The sequence below is a fragment of the Myroides sp. N17-2 genome (assembly GCF_002286775.1).
GTDB lineage: Bacteria > Bacteroidota > Bacteroidia > Flavobacteriales > Flavobacteriaceae > Flavobacterium.
The window spans coordinates 124,985-139,661 of sequence record NZ_NSGJ01000004.1; the positions used below are offsets into that span (position 1 = coordinate 124,985).

14 protein-coding genes are annotated in these 14,677 nt (G+C 36.0%); 7 read left to right on the forward strand and 7 right to left on the reverse strand.

Annotated elements, in window-relative coordinates:
* Positions 1-3 precede the first annotated feature (3 nt).
* Genes CF599_RS02930 through trpA form a run of 3 tightly spaced genes read left to right on the forward strand, consistent with a single transcriptional unit; the run spans position 4 to position 2,576 of the window.
* Positions 4-639: a phosphoribosylanthranilate isomerase gene (locus tag CF599_RS02930; protein ID WP_121964545.1), complete on the forward strand. Its 636-nt coding sequence runs from the start codon at positions 4-6 to the stop codon at positions 637-639.
* Positions 626-1,816, forward strand: a complete 1,191-nt coding sequence (gene trpB / locus CF599_RS02935; protein ID WP_121964546.1) for a tryptophan synthase subunit beta — start codon at positions 626-628, stop codon at positions 1,814-1,816. Before CF599_RS02930 ends, trpB begins: the two co-directional genes overlap by 14 nt.
* Positions 1,806-2,576, forward strand: coding sequence for a tryptophan synthase subunit alpha (gene trpA / locus CF599_RS02940; RefSeq protein WP_121964625.1), 771 nt, complete (start codon positions 1,806-1,808; stop codon positions 2,574-2,576). Before trpB ends, trpA begins: the two co-directional genes overlap by 11 nt.
* A gap of 168 nt (positions 2,577-2,744) precedes the next feature.
* Here trpA and CF599_RS02945 read toward each other — a convergent pair whose 3' ends face one another.
* The 4 genes from CF599_RS02945 to CF599_RS02960 all read right to left on the reverse strand — a co-directional run bounded on the left by CF599_RS02945 (position 2,745) and on the right by CF599_RS02960 (position 6,384).
* Complete coding sequence (locus CF599_RS02945) at positions 2,745-2,876, reverse strand: FeoB-associated Cys-rich membrane protein (RefSeq protein WP_121964547.1); 132 nt, start codon at positions 2,874-2,876, stop codon at positions 2,745-2,747.
* Between the two features lie 6 nt (positions 2,877-2,882).
* Complete coding sequence (gene feoB / locus CF599_RS02950; RefSeq protein WP_121964548.1) at positions 2,883-4,991, reverse strand: ferrous iron transport protein B; 2,109 nt, start codon at positions 4,989-4,991, stop codon at positions 2,883-2,885.
* A gap of 26 nt (positions 4,992-5,017) precedes the next feature.
* Positions 5,018-5,248, reverse strand: coding sequence for a FeoA family protein (locus CF599_RS02955; protein ID WP_121964549.1), 231 nt, complete (start codon positions 5,246-5,248; stop codon positions 5,018-5,020).
* 425 nt (positions 5,249-5,673) lie between these two features.
* On the reverse strand, positions 5,674-6,384 hold the full coding sequence (locus CF599_RS02960) for an SCO family protein (protein ID WP_121964550.1): 711 nt from the start codon (positions 6,382-6,384) through the stop codon (positions 5,674-5,676).
* A 318-nt stretch (positions 6,385-6,702) separates the two neighbouring features.
* Here CF599_RS02960 and CF599_RS02965 point away from each other — a divergent pair, with 318 nt between their 5' ends.
* The gene (locus CF599_RS02965) at positions 6,703-8,769 is read left to right on the forward strand and encodes a M13 family metallopeptidase (RefSeq protein WP_121964551.1); all 2,067 of its coding nucleotides are present in this window, start codon (positions 6,703-6,705) and stop codon (positions 8,767-8,769) included.
* Between the two features lie 75 nt (positions 8,770-8,844).
* Here CF599_RS02965 and CF599_RS02970 read toward each other — a convergent pair whose 3' ends face one another.
* Both CF599_RS02970 and CF599_RS02975 read right to left on the reverse strand, forming a co-directional pair.
* The gene (locus tag CF599_RS02970) at positions 8,845-10,428 is read right to left on the reverse strand and encodes a S41 family peptidase (protein WP_121964552.1); all 1,584 of its coding nucleotides are present in this window, start codon (positions 10,426-10,428) and stop codon (positions 8,845-8,847) included.
* 13 nt (positions 10,429-10,441) lie between these two features.
* Positions 10,442-10,870: a dCMP deaminase family protein gene (locus CF599_RS02975; RefSeq protein WP_121964626.1), complete on the reverse strand. Its 429-nt coding sequence runs from the start codon at positions 10,868-10,870 to the stop codon at positions 10,442-10,444.
* Positions 10,871-11,187: 317 nt separating this feature from the next.
* Here CF599_RS02975 and CF599_RS02980 point away from each other — a divergent pair, with 317 nt between their 5' ends.
* Complete coding sequence (locus CF599_RS02980; RefSeq protein ID WP_121964553.1) at positions 11,188-11,616, forward strand: TerB family tellurite resistance protein; 429 nt, start codon at positions 11,188-11,190, stop codon at positions 11,614-11,616.
* Between the two features lie 35 nt (positions 11,617-11,651).
* Here CF599_RS02980 and fbp read toward each other — a convergent pair whose 3' ends face one another.
* Entirely contained in the window at positions 11,652-12,665 is a 1,014-nt protein-coding gene (gene fbp / locus CF599_RS02985) for a class 1 fructose-bisphosphatase (protein WP_121964554.1), read from the reverse strand.
* Positions 12,666-12,761: 96 nt separating this feature from the next.
* Between fbp and CF599_RS02990 the strand changes: the two genes are divergently transcribed.
* Both CF599_RS02990 and CF599_RS02995 read left to right on the forward strand, forming a co-directional pair.
* Positions 12,762-13,235, forward strand: a complete 474-nt coding sequence (locus CF599_RS02990; protein ID WP_121964555.1) for a GNAT family N-acetyltransferase — start codon at positions 12,762-12,764, stop codon at positions 13,233-13,235.
* Entirely contained in the window at positions 13,235-14,488 is a 1,254-nt protein-coding gene (locus CF599_RS02995) for an aspartate kinase (protein WP_121964556.1), read from the forward strand. The genes CF599_RS02990 and CF599_RS02995 overlap by 1 nt, the downstream gene beginning before the upstream one ends.
* Positions 14,489-14,677: the final 189 nt, after the last annotated feature.

Consider the following 14,677-nt stretch of genomic DNA (forward strand, 5'->3'; position numbering starts at 1 on the left):
ATTATGAAGAAGATAAAAATATGTGGAATGTTTAACCCTGATAATATCAATGCTGTAGGACAAGAAGATATTGATCTAATGGGGTTCATCTTTTATCCGAAGTCCAAGCGATTTGTAGCAGAAGATATCAACACTGCTGTTGATAACCTACCATCACATATTAAGAAAGTAGGAGTCTTCGTTAATGCGATAAGAGAAGATGTCATGCAAAAGGTAGAACAATATCACTTAGACTATATCCAACTTCACGGTGATGAGACCCCTGAGGAATGCCAATATTATCAACAGCAACATATCAACGTAATCAAAGCATTCTCTATAGGTACAACACTAGATTTAGATAAGGTAGCAGACTATAGCCCATATTGTACATTATTTGTCTTTGATACCCCTACTGCTGATTATGGGGGAAGTGGAAAGACATTTGACTGGCAAGTCTTAAAACAATATAAAGCAGATACTCCTTATCTACTCAGTGGAGGATTAGGAACACATAATATAACACAAGCACTCTTACTAACAGACGAGCGATTAATAGGCTTCGACGTCAATAGCAAATTAGAGAATAAACAATATCAAAAAGACATTAAACAAGTACAACTACTCGTAAACAACATAAGAAACTATGAAAGAATTTAACCCAAACGAACAAGGATATTACGGAGAATACGGAGGTTCATTCATCCCTGAGATGCTGTATAAGAATGTATCTGACTTACAGGAGAATTACCTAGACATTATACAGACAGAAGAGTTCCAACAAGAACTAAACCTCTTATTAAAGGACTATGTAGGTAGACCAACACCCTTATTCTACTCTGCTAATCTATCTGCAAAATATAATGCAAAGATTTACTTAAAAAGAGAAGATCTAAATCATACAGGAGCACATAAAATCAACAATACCATAGGACAAGTACTACTAGCGAAACGCCTTGGCAAAAAGAGAATTATAGCTGAGACAGGGGCAGGACAGCATGGAGTAGCTACTGCTACTACGTGCGCGTTACTAAACCTAGAATGCACAGTTTTTATGGGAGCACACGACATCGAACGCCAAAAGCCAAACGTAGAGCGTATGCGTATGCTAGGAGCTAAAGTAGTAGCTGCACAGAGCGGTAGCAAAACGCTTAAAGATGCTACTAATGAAGCAATACGAGAGTGGATTAATAACCCACAGGAGACGTATTATGTGATAGGTTCTGTCGTAGGTCCACATCCTTACCCAGATATGGTAGCTAAGTTCCAATCTATCATCAGCAAGGAAATCAAGACGCAGTTAGTAGAGCATGAGGGTACTCCTAATCCTGATTATGTAGTGGCCTGCGTAGGCGGAGGAAGTAACGCGATGGGAGCATTCTACCACTTTATAGATAACGGTCATACAAAGTTAATCGCTGTAGAAGCAGCAGGTTTAGGAGTAGAATCGGGTCAAACCGCAGCTACCATTGCTTTGGGAAAACAAGGAATCATACACGGTAGCAAAACATATCTTATACAGACAGAGGATGGGCAGATTATCGAGCCTTATTCTATCTCAGCAGGATTAGACTATCCAGGTATAGGACCAGCACACGCATATCTTAGTGATACAGGTAAAATCACAGTGGGTAGTATCACAGATGACGAGGCAATCAAAGCTGCTTTTGAACTAACACGCATAGATGGTATTATCCCTGCTCTAGAGTCTGCACACGCCTTAGCCTACCTAAATAAAATGACACTTAAACCAAGTGATATCGTGGTAGTGAACTTATCAGGGCGTGGAGATAAAGATATGATTACGTACTCTAAATACTTTAATGATGAACAATAGAATAAACACACTCTTCGAACAGAAGAAGTCAGATATATTATCGATTTACTTCACGGCAGGTTACCCTGCGATAGACGACACATTGACTATCTTAAAACACCTAGACTCAGCAGGTGTAGATATGGTAGAGATAGGGATGCCGTTCTCAGACCCTTTAGCTGATGGCCCAGTAATACAGCATAGTAGTGAACAAGCCTTGTTAAATGGTATTTCGGTAGCTACGTTATTTGAACAGTTAAAAGAGATGAGACAGCATATAAAGATGCCTATTGTCTTAATGGGGTATCTTAATCCTGTATTGCGTTATGGTATAGAAGCCTTCTTAGTGAAGTGTACAGAAGTCGGTGTAGATGGTATCATCCTACCAGATTTGCCGATGGATTATTACCTCTCTCACTTTAAACCACTTTGTCTAAAACACAATATCAGCAATGTGATGTTGATAAGTAATGATACTTCAGAAGAGAGAGTGCGCCATATAGACGAACAGACAGAAGGATTTATCTACTTAGTATCTTCTAATGGTACGACAGGATCAAACAAATCATTAGATGACCAACAAGCCTATTATAAACACATCCAGAGTCTAGCACTAAAGAATCCTACGCTAATCGGATTCGGTGTTAGAGATAAACAGACGTATGAGTTGACCAACCAGTACAGCTCAGGCGCTATCATCGGTACTGCATTTATGAAGCATATTAATGAATATGGGATTACTGAAGAGAGTATCAGTACTTTCGTTAGAAGTATTAGATAGTCACTAAACAGAGTAACCGTATCATATATCGTAATACTGTTACTATTACACACCTCCTATAACTGTTTTAATTAAGGCGAATTCGCCTTAATTAAAAGTAGAGCATATACTAAACAAAGAAGGCAACTCACATGAGTTGCCTTCTTTGTTATTATTAAGAATACTATACTAAGAACATCCGCAGCTACCTCCGCCACAAGACCCTTTCTTATTACTATTATTCTTCCAAAAATTCTTTTTTATCAAATACCCTACTGCAATAATCACAATTGCATAGGCAATTATTTCTTGGTATCCCATATTGTTTTATTTTAAGAGTTGATATGCTATAAGTGCAGCGATATAAGCTAAGACCGTCATAAATACCAATTGGTAAATAGTCCATTTCCACGACTTAGTCTCTCTGCGTACGATAGCTACTGTAGCAGTACACTGCATCGCAAAGGCATAGAAAAACATAAGAGATACCCCACTCGCAAGAGTGAATACAGGCTCTCCAGTATCAGGCCATATCTCTGCCGCCATCTTCTGTTTAATACGTCCATCTTCATCATTCTCATCCCCAGAACCCACGTTATAAATAGTTCCAAGTACTCCGACGAATATCTCACGTCCGACGAATGATGATAGTACAGCGATACCTACTTTCCAGTCATACCCTAGAGGTTTAATAACAGGCTCTATGGCTTTCCCTAGAATACTGATATATGAACTCTCTAATTTATAACTTGCTATATGCTCACTAAGTTCTTCTTCACTTACACCTTTATCTTGATATACTTCAGTGATATGCTCTTCAGCGTTCTCAAAGCGTTCTCCTGGCCCGTGAGCCCCTAAGAACCAAATAATAATTGATAATACGAAGATGATCTTACCTGCACCTACTACGAATGCTTTCGTCTTCTCGTACATATTCATCACTACGTTCTTGATGATCGGCGTACGATAGTTAGGCATTTCGATCACAAAGTAAGATTTGCGTTCGCTCTTAATATACTTGCTCAATGCCCAAGATGACAATAGAGCCGCTAAGAATCCAATAAAGTAGAACAATGTCAATGTTAACCCTTGAATACTTAAGAATCCGAAGACACGTGTATCAGGAATTACTAAAGCAATAATGATAATATAAACCGGTATACGCGCAGAACACGTTGTGAATGGCGTTACAAGTATGGTAATCAATCTCTCTTTAGGGTTCTCAATATTACGAGCAGACATAATCGCAGGGATAGCACACGCATTACCAGAGATAAGAGGCACAACTGACTTACCACTTAATCCGAAAGGACGCATAAGCTTATCCATTAAGAATACTACTCTACTCATATACCCTGTCTCCTCTAAAATAGAGATAAACATAAATAAGATAGCGATCTGTGGTATGAACGGCATTACCCCTCCTATACCAGGTACGATACCATCAGCGATAAGATCAGTCAATTTTCCAGGCTCCATCGTAGCGTGTACCCATGTACTCAGATTAGCGAACTGCTCATCTATCCAATCCATCGGGATACTAGACCACTCGAATATCGCTTGGAATACTAATGTCATAATACCAAAGAAGATAAGATAACCCCATACTTTATGTGTAAGGATTCTATCTACTTTACTACGTACATCAGTTGCCTTATTTACATCTCTAGAATATGTTTCTTTTAATGTATCGTTGATAAACTGATAACGCTTGATTGTTTTTTTGTGTTGAAGCTTTTTGATTTCACTTTCTTCTAAGTGAACTCCCTTTGCTTCTATTTCTTTCTTCCCGATATTACCAATCTTGATATCCTGAGAATAGATCATCCACAGTTTAAAAACAGAAAGGTTAGAGAATGTCAAGGCAAGTTTGCTAAAAAACTCTGTGTCTACAGCTGTAGCATTAAGACAAGGCTCTATCGAATGATCTTTATAATCAAGTACAGCTTGTTTTAACTCTTGTATTCCAAGTTTCTTTTTTGCACTGATAAGAACAACTTTTGTCTTTAGCTTTTGTTCTAGCTCAGCTATCTTAATGCTAATACCTTTTTCCTCCATATTATCAGCCATATTAACGGCTAATATAGTAGGAACACCAAGCTCCTTCACTTGAGTAAACAGCAGTAAGTTACGTTTAAGGTTTTCTATGTCAGCTACTACAATAGCTACATCAGGAAAGTCTTCGTTCGTAGGATCGAACAATAAGTCTAGTACGATACGCTCATCCTCAGAACTCGCATTAATACTATATGTACCCGGTAAGTCAATGATAGTGGCATTCACATTATCATCTAACTTCGCTACACCAGATTTCTTATCGACAGTAATACCAGGATAGTTTCCTATCTTATGGTTTAAGCCTGTTAAGGCATTGAATACAGAGGTTTTCCCTACGTTAGGATTCCCTATTAGGGCAACTTTTATATCTTTTTTCATTAACTACTTATAATATCTTAATCTAATTAGCCTACTAGGTCTACTTGTATCTCTCTAGCTAATTCTTTGCGAATAGATAAATGCGTATCATTAATACACAAATATATTGGGTCTCCTAAAGGTGCAACCTCTAGAAGCTCTACGGCGTTACCTGGTAAACATCCCATCTCCAATAATTTTAAAGGAACCTTCTGCATATCAAAGTCTGCAATAACACCTTTCTCATTTCTTTTCAATAAGTCTAAAGTTGTACTCACCTTATTTAGATTTAATTTATATTGCAAATTTAGTCAATAAAAAAGATTTAAGAAGTATTATTTAGATTAAATCTCATAATAAAAACTACTAATAAGCTTACTTACACCTTTTTCTACCCTAGTAAAAGTGATATTCTACACAATACTTACAACAATAAACGGAAATCATACAAATAACAAAAGAAACTAAACTTTCTTGTTAATGAAAATTTGCAAAAACTAATTGACTTTTATATGATTCTTGCGAAACGTTGCCCATTCCTAGCCTATTCATAGAACAATACTTGCTCAGAAGGCTTCTTTCAGCAAGAACACCGCTAGCGTACTTCTAGCATACCTCAACAATCATACTCATAAAGAAACACCCATAAAAAAACCACTTAGCTATTTAGTTAAGTGGTTGATCTATTTTATAAAGTACAAGATTACTTTTTCTTGCTCTGTTCATGTTTATAAAGCCATTGGATATCTTCCCATAGCTGTTGCATATTCTTAGTTTCTTCATCTGGCGTATCAAGATTAGTACCATCATAGAATCCTCTAATACGTCCACTACCATCTACTAAAACGAAGTTTTCGGTATGAACCATATCATACATCTCTTCAGGAGATCCTGTCTTAACTGCTAGATAAGAGTTACGAGCGATGTGATAGATATCACGCTTATTACCAGTTACCAAATTCCATACCTTATCATCTGCACCTTTGTGAATAGCGTATTCTTTAAGCACTGGAACGCTATCTATATCAGGCGTTACAGAATGTGATAATAACTTCACACCAGGAGTCTGTTTAATCTTCTCTTGTAGCCATACCATATTATCGCTCATAATAGGGCAAATAGTAGTACAAGTAGTAAAGAAGAAGTCCGCCACATAAATATGTCCATCATAATCTTTATTCGTAATGGTATCTCCATTCTGATTAAAGAACTGATAAGCCTCTATTCTGTGCTTTTGTTTATTCGCTTCATGCTGTATTAAACTATCTACCATCTCAGGGTTTACCATAGCTGGTGTATATACAGGCAATGATTTTCTATACTTAAGCGCATTGTAAAACATAAACATGATTCCAACGCATAAAAGGAAGAAGAAAATAAAAAAGTATTTATATTTCTTGAAAAAGTGTAACATTTCTATAAGAGTTTCGACAAACTTACAAAATACGTTTTAACCTAAAGGTTAAAGACATGATAAATACAAGATATCTTATTTATATGACGTAACTCTGCGATAATTAAAGATATTTTCTATTTTTGTTATAACCGTAAATCTTCAGATAACGTTTAAACGAGAATGAATTGTACAAAACAGAGCAAAATTAGTGACTAAAGCACACTTTAGTGTGGTTTTAGAGCTAATTGAAGCTATGTAAAGTAGAATTGATTCGCAGTAAATGGTGGTTGCAGATTTAAGGTTATATATCAATCGACACAAAATCAATTTTATACTATGAACAAAAGAGTTTTATTAACTTCTGCCTTTGCTGTAGTATCATTAGTGGCTTGTAAAGACGCTAAGAATACTGAGGACAAAGAAGATCAAGTAGCACACGGAATTAACCTAGAATACATGGACAAAAATGTAAAACCTGGTGATGATTTCTTCCGTTATGTAAACGGTACTTGGTATGACAAAACTGATATTCCAGACGATAGAACGCGTTGGGGAAGTTTTGACGAATTAAGAAAAAACACAGACAAAGATGCTATTGACATCTTAAAAGAAGCTGTAGCAGACACTAAACTTGACCCTAAGTCAGATCAGGCAAAAGCTGTAGCTATCTACCAAACGTACTTAGATGATGCTAAGAGAAATGAGTTAGGTGTTAACCCACTTAAACCTTACTTAGATAAAATCAATGCTATCAAAACTCCTGAAGATGCAACGAAACTAATCAATGAATTAGTAGCAGAGGGTGGTCTTGGTCTTTATTCTATCTATGTATATGCTGATGCTAAAAACTCTCAAGCAAATGCAGTATACTTAAGTACTGGTTCTTTAGGATTACCTGACCGTGACTATTATGTACTAAATGATAAAGACACAAAAGAAAAACGCGATCAATATGTAGCTCACGTAGCTCGTATGTTAGAATTAGCAGGAGAATCTAAAGAAGAAGCTACTACTGATTCTAAACGTGTATTGTCTATCGAAACTAAAATGGCTACACCACGCCTTACTAGAGTAGAGCGTAGAGATAGTCGTCTTACTTACAATCCTATGACAATCGCTGAATTGCAAAAAACAACTCCTGCAGTTGATTGGAATGCATACATTGCAGCGACAGGTCTTAAGAATGTAGATAAAGTTATCGTATCTCAACCAAAATATATGAAAGCTCTTAATGAAATCCTTTCTGCTAAGAATGTAGAGGAGTTAAAAGCATATATGAAATGGACTTTAGTGAACAGTAATGCTAGCTACTTATCAACTGATATGGAGAAAGCAAACTGGGAATTCTATTCTAAAACTTTAGAAGGAGCAAAAGAGCAAAGACCAGTTGATGAAAGAGCACTTGCTGTAGTAAATGGTACTGTAGGTGAAGCTTTAGGTCAATTATACGTTGCTAAAAAATTCCCTAAAGAAGCAAAAGAAAAAGCACAAGCAATGATTAAAAACGTACTTACTGCATTCGGTGAGCGTATCAAAGCATTGCCTTGGATGGCTGAAGAAACTAAAAAAGGTGCTTTAGAGAAATTAGCTACTACTACAGTTAAAATAGGATACCCAGATAAATGGGAAGATTATTCTAAGATGACAATCAAATCACCTAAAGATGGTGGTAACCACTTCGAAAACATGAAGAATGCTGAGAAATGGGATATCGCTAAGAATATGGCTGACTTCGGTAAACCAGTAGACAAATCACGTTGGGGGATGGCTCCACAAACAGTTAATGCGTACTTCAACCCTATTTATAACGAAATCGTATTCCCTGCTGCTATCTTACAACCTCCATTCTATGACTATAAGGCTGACGAAGCTATCAACTATGGTGGTATCGGAGCTGTAATTGGACATGAGATATCTCACAGTTTTGATGATTCAGGTGCGCGTTATGATAAAAATGGTAACCTTAACAACTGGTGGACTGATACAGACTTAACTAGTTTCACTAAATTAGGTGATGCTTTAGCTGCACAATACAGTGCTTTAGAGCCATTACCAGGAGTATTCGTTGATGGTAAATTCACTTTAGGAGAGAACATCGGAGATTTAGGTGGTGTTAATGCTGCTTATGACGGATTAAAAATCTTCTTGAAAGAAAATAAAGATCCAGGTCTTATCGACGGATTCACACCAGAACAACGTTTCTTTATTTCATGGGGAACTATTTGGAGAACTAAAGCTCGTGATGAAGCTATTAAGAACCAAGTAAAAACAGATCCACACGCTCCAGGTCACTACAGAGCATATGTACCTCTACAAAACGTAGATGCTTTCTATGAAGCATTTGGTATCAAAGAAGGTGATAAATTATATATCAAACCAGAGAACAGAGTTAAAATCTGGTAGTATATATCTTACTATAAACTAAAAAGGGCTGTTTCAAAATATTGAAACAGCCCTTTTTGTTTATTGATATATTACCTATTTTTTAGTCACTTTCTCATCTATCTTTTTTATCATAGGGTCTACTGTAAGCATCCAGTGATAATAATCTTCTGCTGTATACAATTGACTTAAAAACTCTCCTACTAAAAAGCGTTTTACTATCTGTTTTCTCTTGTCTAATTTGAAGAATAGCTTGTTGCTTTCTAAGTGCTTGACGTAAGCTTTAAATACTTTATCATCAGACATCACATAGTCTATAACTTGATCCTTACTCATCTTATCAAATGTATCTCTTGCCTTATCTATCTCTTGGAATACAAAATAACTAACGATACCAGACTTCATCAGTAATACTATCGTATCGTCTCCATGTTTATTACCAATAGAAACAAACATATCAGGTACTATACCTCCTCCTCCATAGACTACACGTCCTTTAAGCGTTTTATACTGTAAACTATCTGCAATCTTGATACTATCTGCCGCATATAACTCTCCATGTGTATAACGAGTTCTAAAGTCATTATTATATTCTTCTACTCCCATCTTATAAGACTTCTGTATAGATCGCCCAGATGGCGTATAATAACGTGCTGTAGTCAATCGAATAGCTGATCCGTCTCCTAGCATTAGTTCTCGCTGTACAAGTCCCTTACCGAAACTCCTACGTCCTACTATTGTTCCTCTGTCGTTATCTTGAATAGCACCCGCAATAATCTCACTAGCAGAAGCAGAGTTCTCATTAATCAGAACATATAAAGGTTTATCTGTGAATAGTCCTGTCCCTTTAGACTTGGTAACTTGCTCCATTCCTCCCTTATTTATCGTTTTGACGATTACCTGATTTTTCTCTAACAAGTCATCTAGCATACGAATTGCCTGATCCATATATCCTCCACCATTATCTCTTAAATCAAGGATAAGACTTGATATATCTTGTTTAAGTAAATCTTTAAGTACTGTATTAAACTCCTCATGCGTAGTACTAGCAAAGCGGTTTATCTTAATATATCCCCTTCCATCCTCTAACTTTAGAGCAATATCAACACTCTTAATAGGAATAGGCTGTCTATTGACCGTTACTTTTAATTTCTTATTTGCTGTCTTGCGATATATTTCTAACTGTACATTCGTATTTACATCTCCTCTAAGATACTTTGATATACTATCAGTGGTTACATTCTTGCCAAATAATACTTTGCCATCCGCGCTAATAATACGATCGCCAGGTTTTATACCAGCTTTAAATGATGGCCCATCTACGATATCTTTTATAACTGCTATACTATCATTAAAGTAATAATAGTTTATCCCAATCCCAACAAAGCTACCTTGCATAGACTCTGTTACTGATTGTAATTCGTTCTTAGCAATATAAATAGAATGTGGATCTAACTGTTCTAATATAGTAGTTACTGTTCGATCAACGATAGAATCCGTATCAACATTGTCGACATATTCTTGTTCAATAAAGTCAATCAATCGATTTAACTTCAGCTTATTGTGATTAGTATAGAACCCTGTCTTCCCTCTGTAAGAAGCAGACACAATAAAACCTCCTAACAAAATACCTAAGGATAATGAAATCGATACAATAAGAGGCCAAAAAAACTTTCTCATCTGCTAACAGTAATTAATCAAGATTAGGTAGGTGTACTACCTCAACACCTGCTTTTACCAAGAAGTCAACTCCTTGTGTATCTCTATATCCTTCATAGTAGACTACTCTAGTAATCCCTGCTTGATGAATAAGTTTGCTACAATCTCTACAGGGAGACATAGTGATATACAAAGTTGCTCCTTTACAACTCTGTGTAGACCCCGCTACCTTAAGAATAGCGTTTGCCTCAGCGTGTAATACATACCAATGTGTAGACTCATGCTCATCCTCACAACAGTTCTCAAAGCCTGTAGGAGTTCCATTATATCCATCAGAAATAATCATTCTATCTTTTACGATAATAGCCCCTACTTTCTTTCTCGTGCAGTAAGACAACTGACCCCATTCGCGAGCGATGCGCAGGTATGCTTTATCATACTTTGTTATCTTAGACGTATTCATAATAGTCATGTGTTTTGCTCAAAGTGGTTTAACTCTTTGAACTAACAAAAATACACAAACCATTCTTTAAGCCAAAAAAAGCGACAGCCAAATACTACACGCTAATTCTACTGTATTGCACAGCTTTAGTAAGCCTATCCATTAAGACCATCTTACTAGACTACACCATTTGCTACTTTCAGTTCAAAAAACACTACTATTAAAGAATTTTTACTAAAAGAACCATAAATTTAAATAAGCATCAATACTAATCTCATAACTTTTTAGTACATTAGGTAAAACAAATCAAACTAAATATTAACTAATAACAAACAAAGATGTCATACTCAGAATTATTTGATTTAGGATTTAGAGAGAGAAACAAAGGACACTTTGCTTCTATAGTACGTGTGGCGTTAGCTAATGGAAACTTTAGCCCAGAAGAAAAAGCTTTCTTAGACGAGTTAGCAATTCGACTAGAAATTTCAGATGAAGACTACGCTAAAATATTAAAGAACCCACTGAGTTACCCTGTTAATCCTCCTTACCTTGAGACTAATCGTATCGAAAGACTATACGACTTAGCTAGAATGGTATATGTTAACCATGTCTTAGGACCAAAACAAAAAGAGATATTAAAGAAATTTGCAGTTGCATTAGGCTTCTCTACAGATATAGATTTCTTAGTAGACAAAGCATTATCACTTTTAGTATTAAATGTAGATGAAGATACATTTATAGAAGAAATACACAATCGCAAAAAATAAAAAAGAGCTAATCAGTGATGATTAGCTCTTTCGTTTTATAATGTATTATTCTTCATAAACTCTTCCGCCTTCTCTACCATGTTTTTACTACCACAGAAGAAAGGAACGCGTTGGTGCAACTCAGTTGGCTCAACTTCCATAATACGGCCATAACCATCAGAAGCTTTACCTCCAGCTTGTTCAACGATATACGCAATAGGATTACACTCGTATAACAATCTTAATTTACCTTTAGGAGCTTTAGTACTCGTAGGATAAATGTAAATACCCCCTTTAAGGATGTTTCTGTGAATATCAGACACTAAACTTCCGATATAACGAGAAGTATAAGGTCTGTCATTCTCCTCAGCTTGACAGTATTTTAAATATTCTTTTACACCTTGAGGGAAATGTACATAGTTACCTTCATTGATAGAGTAAATATGCCCATCCTCATTAATCTTCATATTCGGGTGAGACAAGAAGAAAGTACCGATAGCAGGGTTTAATGTAAATCCGTGTACTCCGTTACCTGTAGTATAAACTAACATCGTTGAAGAACCGTATACAATATATCCAGCTGCTACTTGGTTATCTCCTTTTTGTAAGAAGTCTTCCATCGTTACAGGAGTTCCCACAGGAGTAACACGTCTATAGATAGAGAAGATAGTACCTACTGATACATTCACATCTATATTAGACGATCCGTCTAATGGATCCATTAGCACGACATACTTGTTATCATTATTACCGTCTCTACCGTGAATCGAGATGAAGTCATCTTCCTCTTCAGAAGCGATACCACATACGATTTCTCTATTGATAAGTGTTTTAATGAATACGTCGTTTGCGAAAACGTCTAGTTTCTGTTGTTGCTCACCTTGTACATTTTGTTTTCCAAAAGCACCTACGATGTCAACTAAACCTGCTTGGTTAACTTGGTGACTTACCACTTTTGCAGCAAGTCTAAGAGAATTAATTAATCTAGATAACTCACCAGAAGAATACTTAAAGTCTTCTTGTTTCTCGATGATAAATTCTCCTAAAGTTTGAGATCTTTCTGTTGTCATTTTTAAAAATGATTCTTTAGTTGTGTATTTTACAGTGCAAATATCGTTAATTTTGTCGTGTAACCGAAGACATTAACCATTAAATCAATAACTATAATGAATATTAGACCAGCGACAACTAATGACATGTCAGATGTATTGGCTTTAATACAAGAATTAGCAACATTCGAGAAAGAACCAGACGCTGTAGAAGTGACAGTAGAGGACCTTATCAAAGATGGTTTTGGTGAGCATCCTTTATTCAATGTTCTTGTTGCTGAACTAGATAATCACATCATCGGTATGGCGTTATTCTATAACCGATTCTCAACGTGGAAAGGTAGAACTATCCATCTAGAAGACTTAATCGTTACAGAATCAGCACGTGGTACAGGAGCAGGTTATGCACTATATAATGAAGTAATGAACATCGCGAAAGCAACAGGTGTTCGCAGAGTAGAATGGGTAGTCCTAAATTGGAACGAACCAGCTATCAACTTTTATAAAAAATCAGGTGCTACAGTATTAGAAGATTGGTATACTGTGCAAATGGATCAAAACGGAATAGAACAATTTAGTCAAACTAAGTAATGAGAGTATTCAAATTTGGAGGAGCCTCAGTAAGAGACGCAGAAAATGTAAAGAACGTATGTGACGTTCTAAGAAAAGTAGGATATGAAGATAGTCTAATCATCGCTTCGGCCATGGGAAAGACTACCAATGCATTAGAAGTAGTAGTACATAACTACTTTCAGAACAGATTTGATCTAGCTGAATCTGTAGATGTAGTAAAAAACTACCATTATAACATCGTTAGAGAATTATTTCCTAATGAAAATCACGCTATCTATACATCGCTTCAAGAGCTATTTGAAGAGATCACTTACTTCCTTTTAAATAACAAATCTCCAAATTACAACTTCGTTTATGATCAGATAGTGAGTTATGGTGAGATCATTTCTACCACTATCCTACACTACTACCTAAGCGAATCCGGTATAGAGAATAATTGGCTTGACTCACGTAACCTTATCAAGACAGATACTATATATCGAGATGCTAATGTCAATTGGGATATAACTATCGAACTCATAAAAGCGAATATCTGCACAAAGCAATTATTCGTTGTACAAGGATTTATTGGATCTGACTCTAATGGATTCTCAACAACGTTAGGGAGAGAGGGGTCTGACTATTCAGCAGCTATCTTTGCCTATGCACTAGATGCAGAGAGTGTGACGATATGGAAAGATGTACCAGGCGTACTTAACGCAGATCCAAGATACTTTGAAGAAACTACTTTACTTCAACATATATCGTATGCTGAAGCGATAGAACTAGCCTTTTATGGAGCATCAGTGATACATCCTAAAACACTACAACCACTACGCCAAAAGGAAATACCATTATATGTAAAGTCTTTCCTTAACCCGCTATTAGAAGGAACTAATGTATCTAAGGGAGCACCGTTGACTCCTCATGTGCCTTGTTTTATCGTAAAGAAGAACCAACTTTTAATGTCTCTTTCATCTAAAGATTTCTCTTTTATAATGGAACAGAATATAAGTGACATCTTTAAGCTATTCGGAGAATACAATATCAAAGTTAATGTAATCCAAAACTCTGCTATCAGCTTCTCTGTCTGTGTAGAAGACAAGTTTAATCACTTCGAAGACGTAAGACTTATCTTAAGTGATAAGTTTAAAATAATATATAATGAGAACGTATCATTATATACCATCAGACATTTTGATGACGACTCTGCACAAAAGATATTAGATGGCAAAACACTTATGCTTAAGCAAGTCAACAGAGAAACAATGCAAATAGTCACTAAAGAATAACTATAAACAAAAATGGCGTCTTGATAAGGACGCCATTTTTATATCAGTTATATCAGCAATAGCCAAACAATTAATGGGGTAACTATCTGCCCAATTAAGTACACTACTATGTAATGTCTCATAGAATGTCTTTTGCGCAAAATCAATTGCACAATCACATATACTACAAAAATTAATATCCAGAATGCA

Excerpts from the sequence above, each read along its gene's own strand:
- CF599_RS02975 (WP_121964626.1), bottom strand. The coding sequence starts at position 10,870 with ATGAATACGTCTAAGATAACAAAGTATGATAAAGCATACCTGCGCATC.
- CF599_RS02945 (WP_121964547.1), bottom strand. The coding sequence starts at position 2,876 with ATGGGATACCAAGAAATAATTGCCTATGCAATTGTGATTATTGCAGTA.
- fbp (WP_121964554.1), bottom strand. The coding sequence starts at position 12,665 with ATGACAACAGAAAGATCTCAAACTTTAGGAGAATTTATCATCGAGAAA.
- CF599_RS02970 (WP_121964552.1), bottom strand. The coding sequence starts at position 10,428 with ATGAGAAAGTTTTTTTGGCCTCTTATTGTATCGATTTCATTATCCTTA.
- feoB (WP_121964548.1), bottom strand. The coding sequence starts at position 4,991 with ATGAAAAAAGATATAAAAGTTGCCCTAATAGGGAATCCTAACGTAGGG.
- CF599_RS02980 (WP_121964553.1), top strand. The coding sequence starts at position 11,188 with ATGTCATACTCAGAATTATTTGATTTAGGATTTAGAGAGAGAAACAAA.
- CF599_RS02990 (WP_121964555.1), top strand. The coding sequence starts at position 12,762 with ATGAATATTAGACCAGCGACAACTAATGACATGTCAGATGTATTGGCT.
- trpB (WP_121964546.1), top strand. The coding sequence starts at position 626 with ATGAAAGAATTTAACCCAAACGAACAAGGATATTACGGAGAATACGGA.
- CF599_RS02960 (WP_121964550.1), bottom strand. The coding sequence starts at position 6,384 with ATGTTACACTTTTTCAAGAAATATAAATACTTTTTTATTTTCTTCTTC.
- CF599_RS02930 (WP_121964545.1), top strand. The coding sequence starts at position 4 with ATGAAGAAGATAAAAATATGTGGAATGTTTAACCCTGATAATATCAAT.
- trpA (WP_121964625.1), top strand. The coding sequence starts at position 1,806 with ATGAACAATAGAATAAACACACTCTTCGAACAGAAGAAGTCAGATATA.
- CF599_RS02995 (WP_121964556.1), top strand. The coding sequence starts at position 13,235 with ATGAGAGTATTCAAATTTGGAGGAGCCTCAGTAAGAGACGCAGAAAAT.
- CF599_RS02965 (WP_121964551.1), top strand. The coding sequence starts at position 6,703 with ATGAACAAAAGAGTTTTATTAACTTCTGCCTTTGCTGTAGTATCATTA.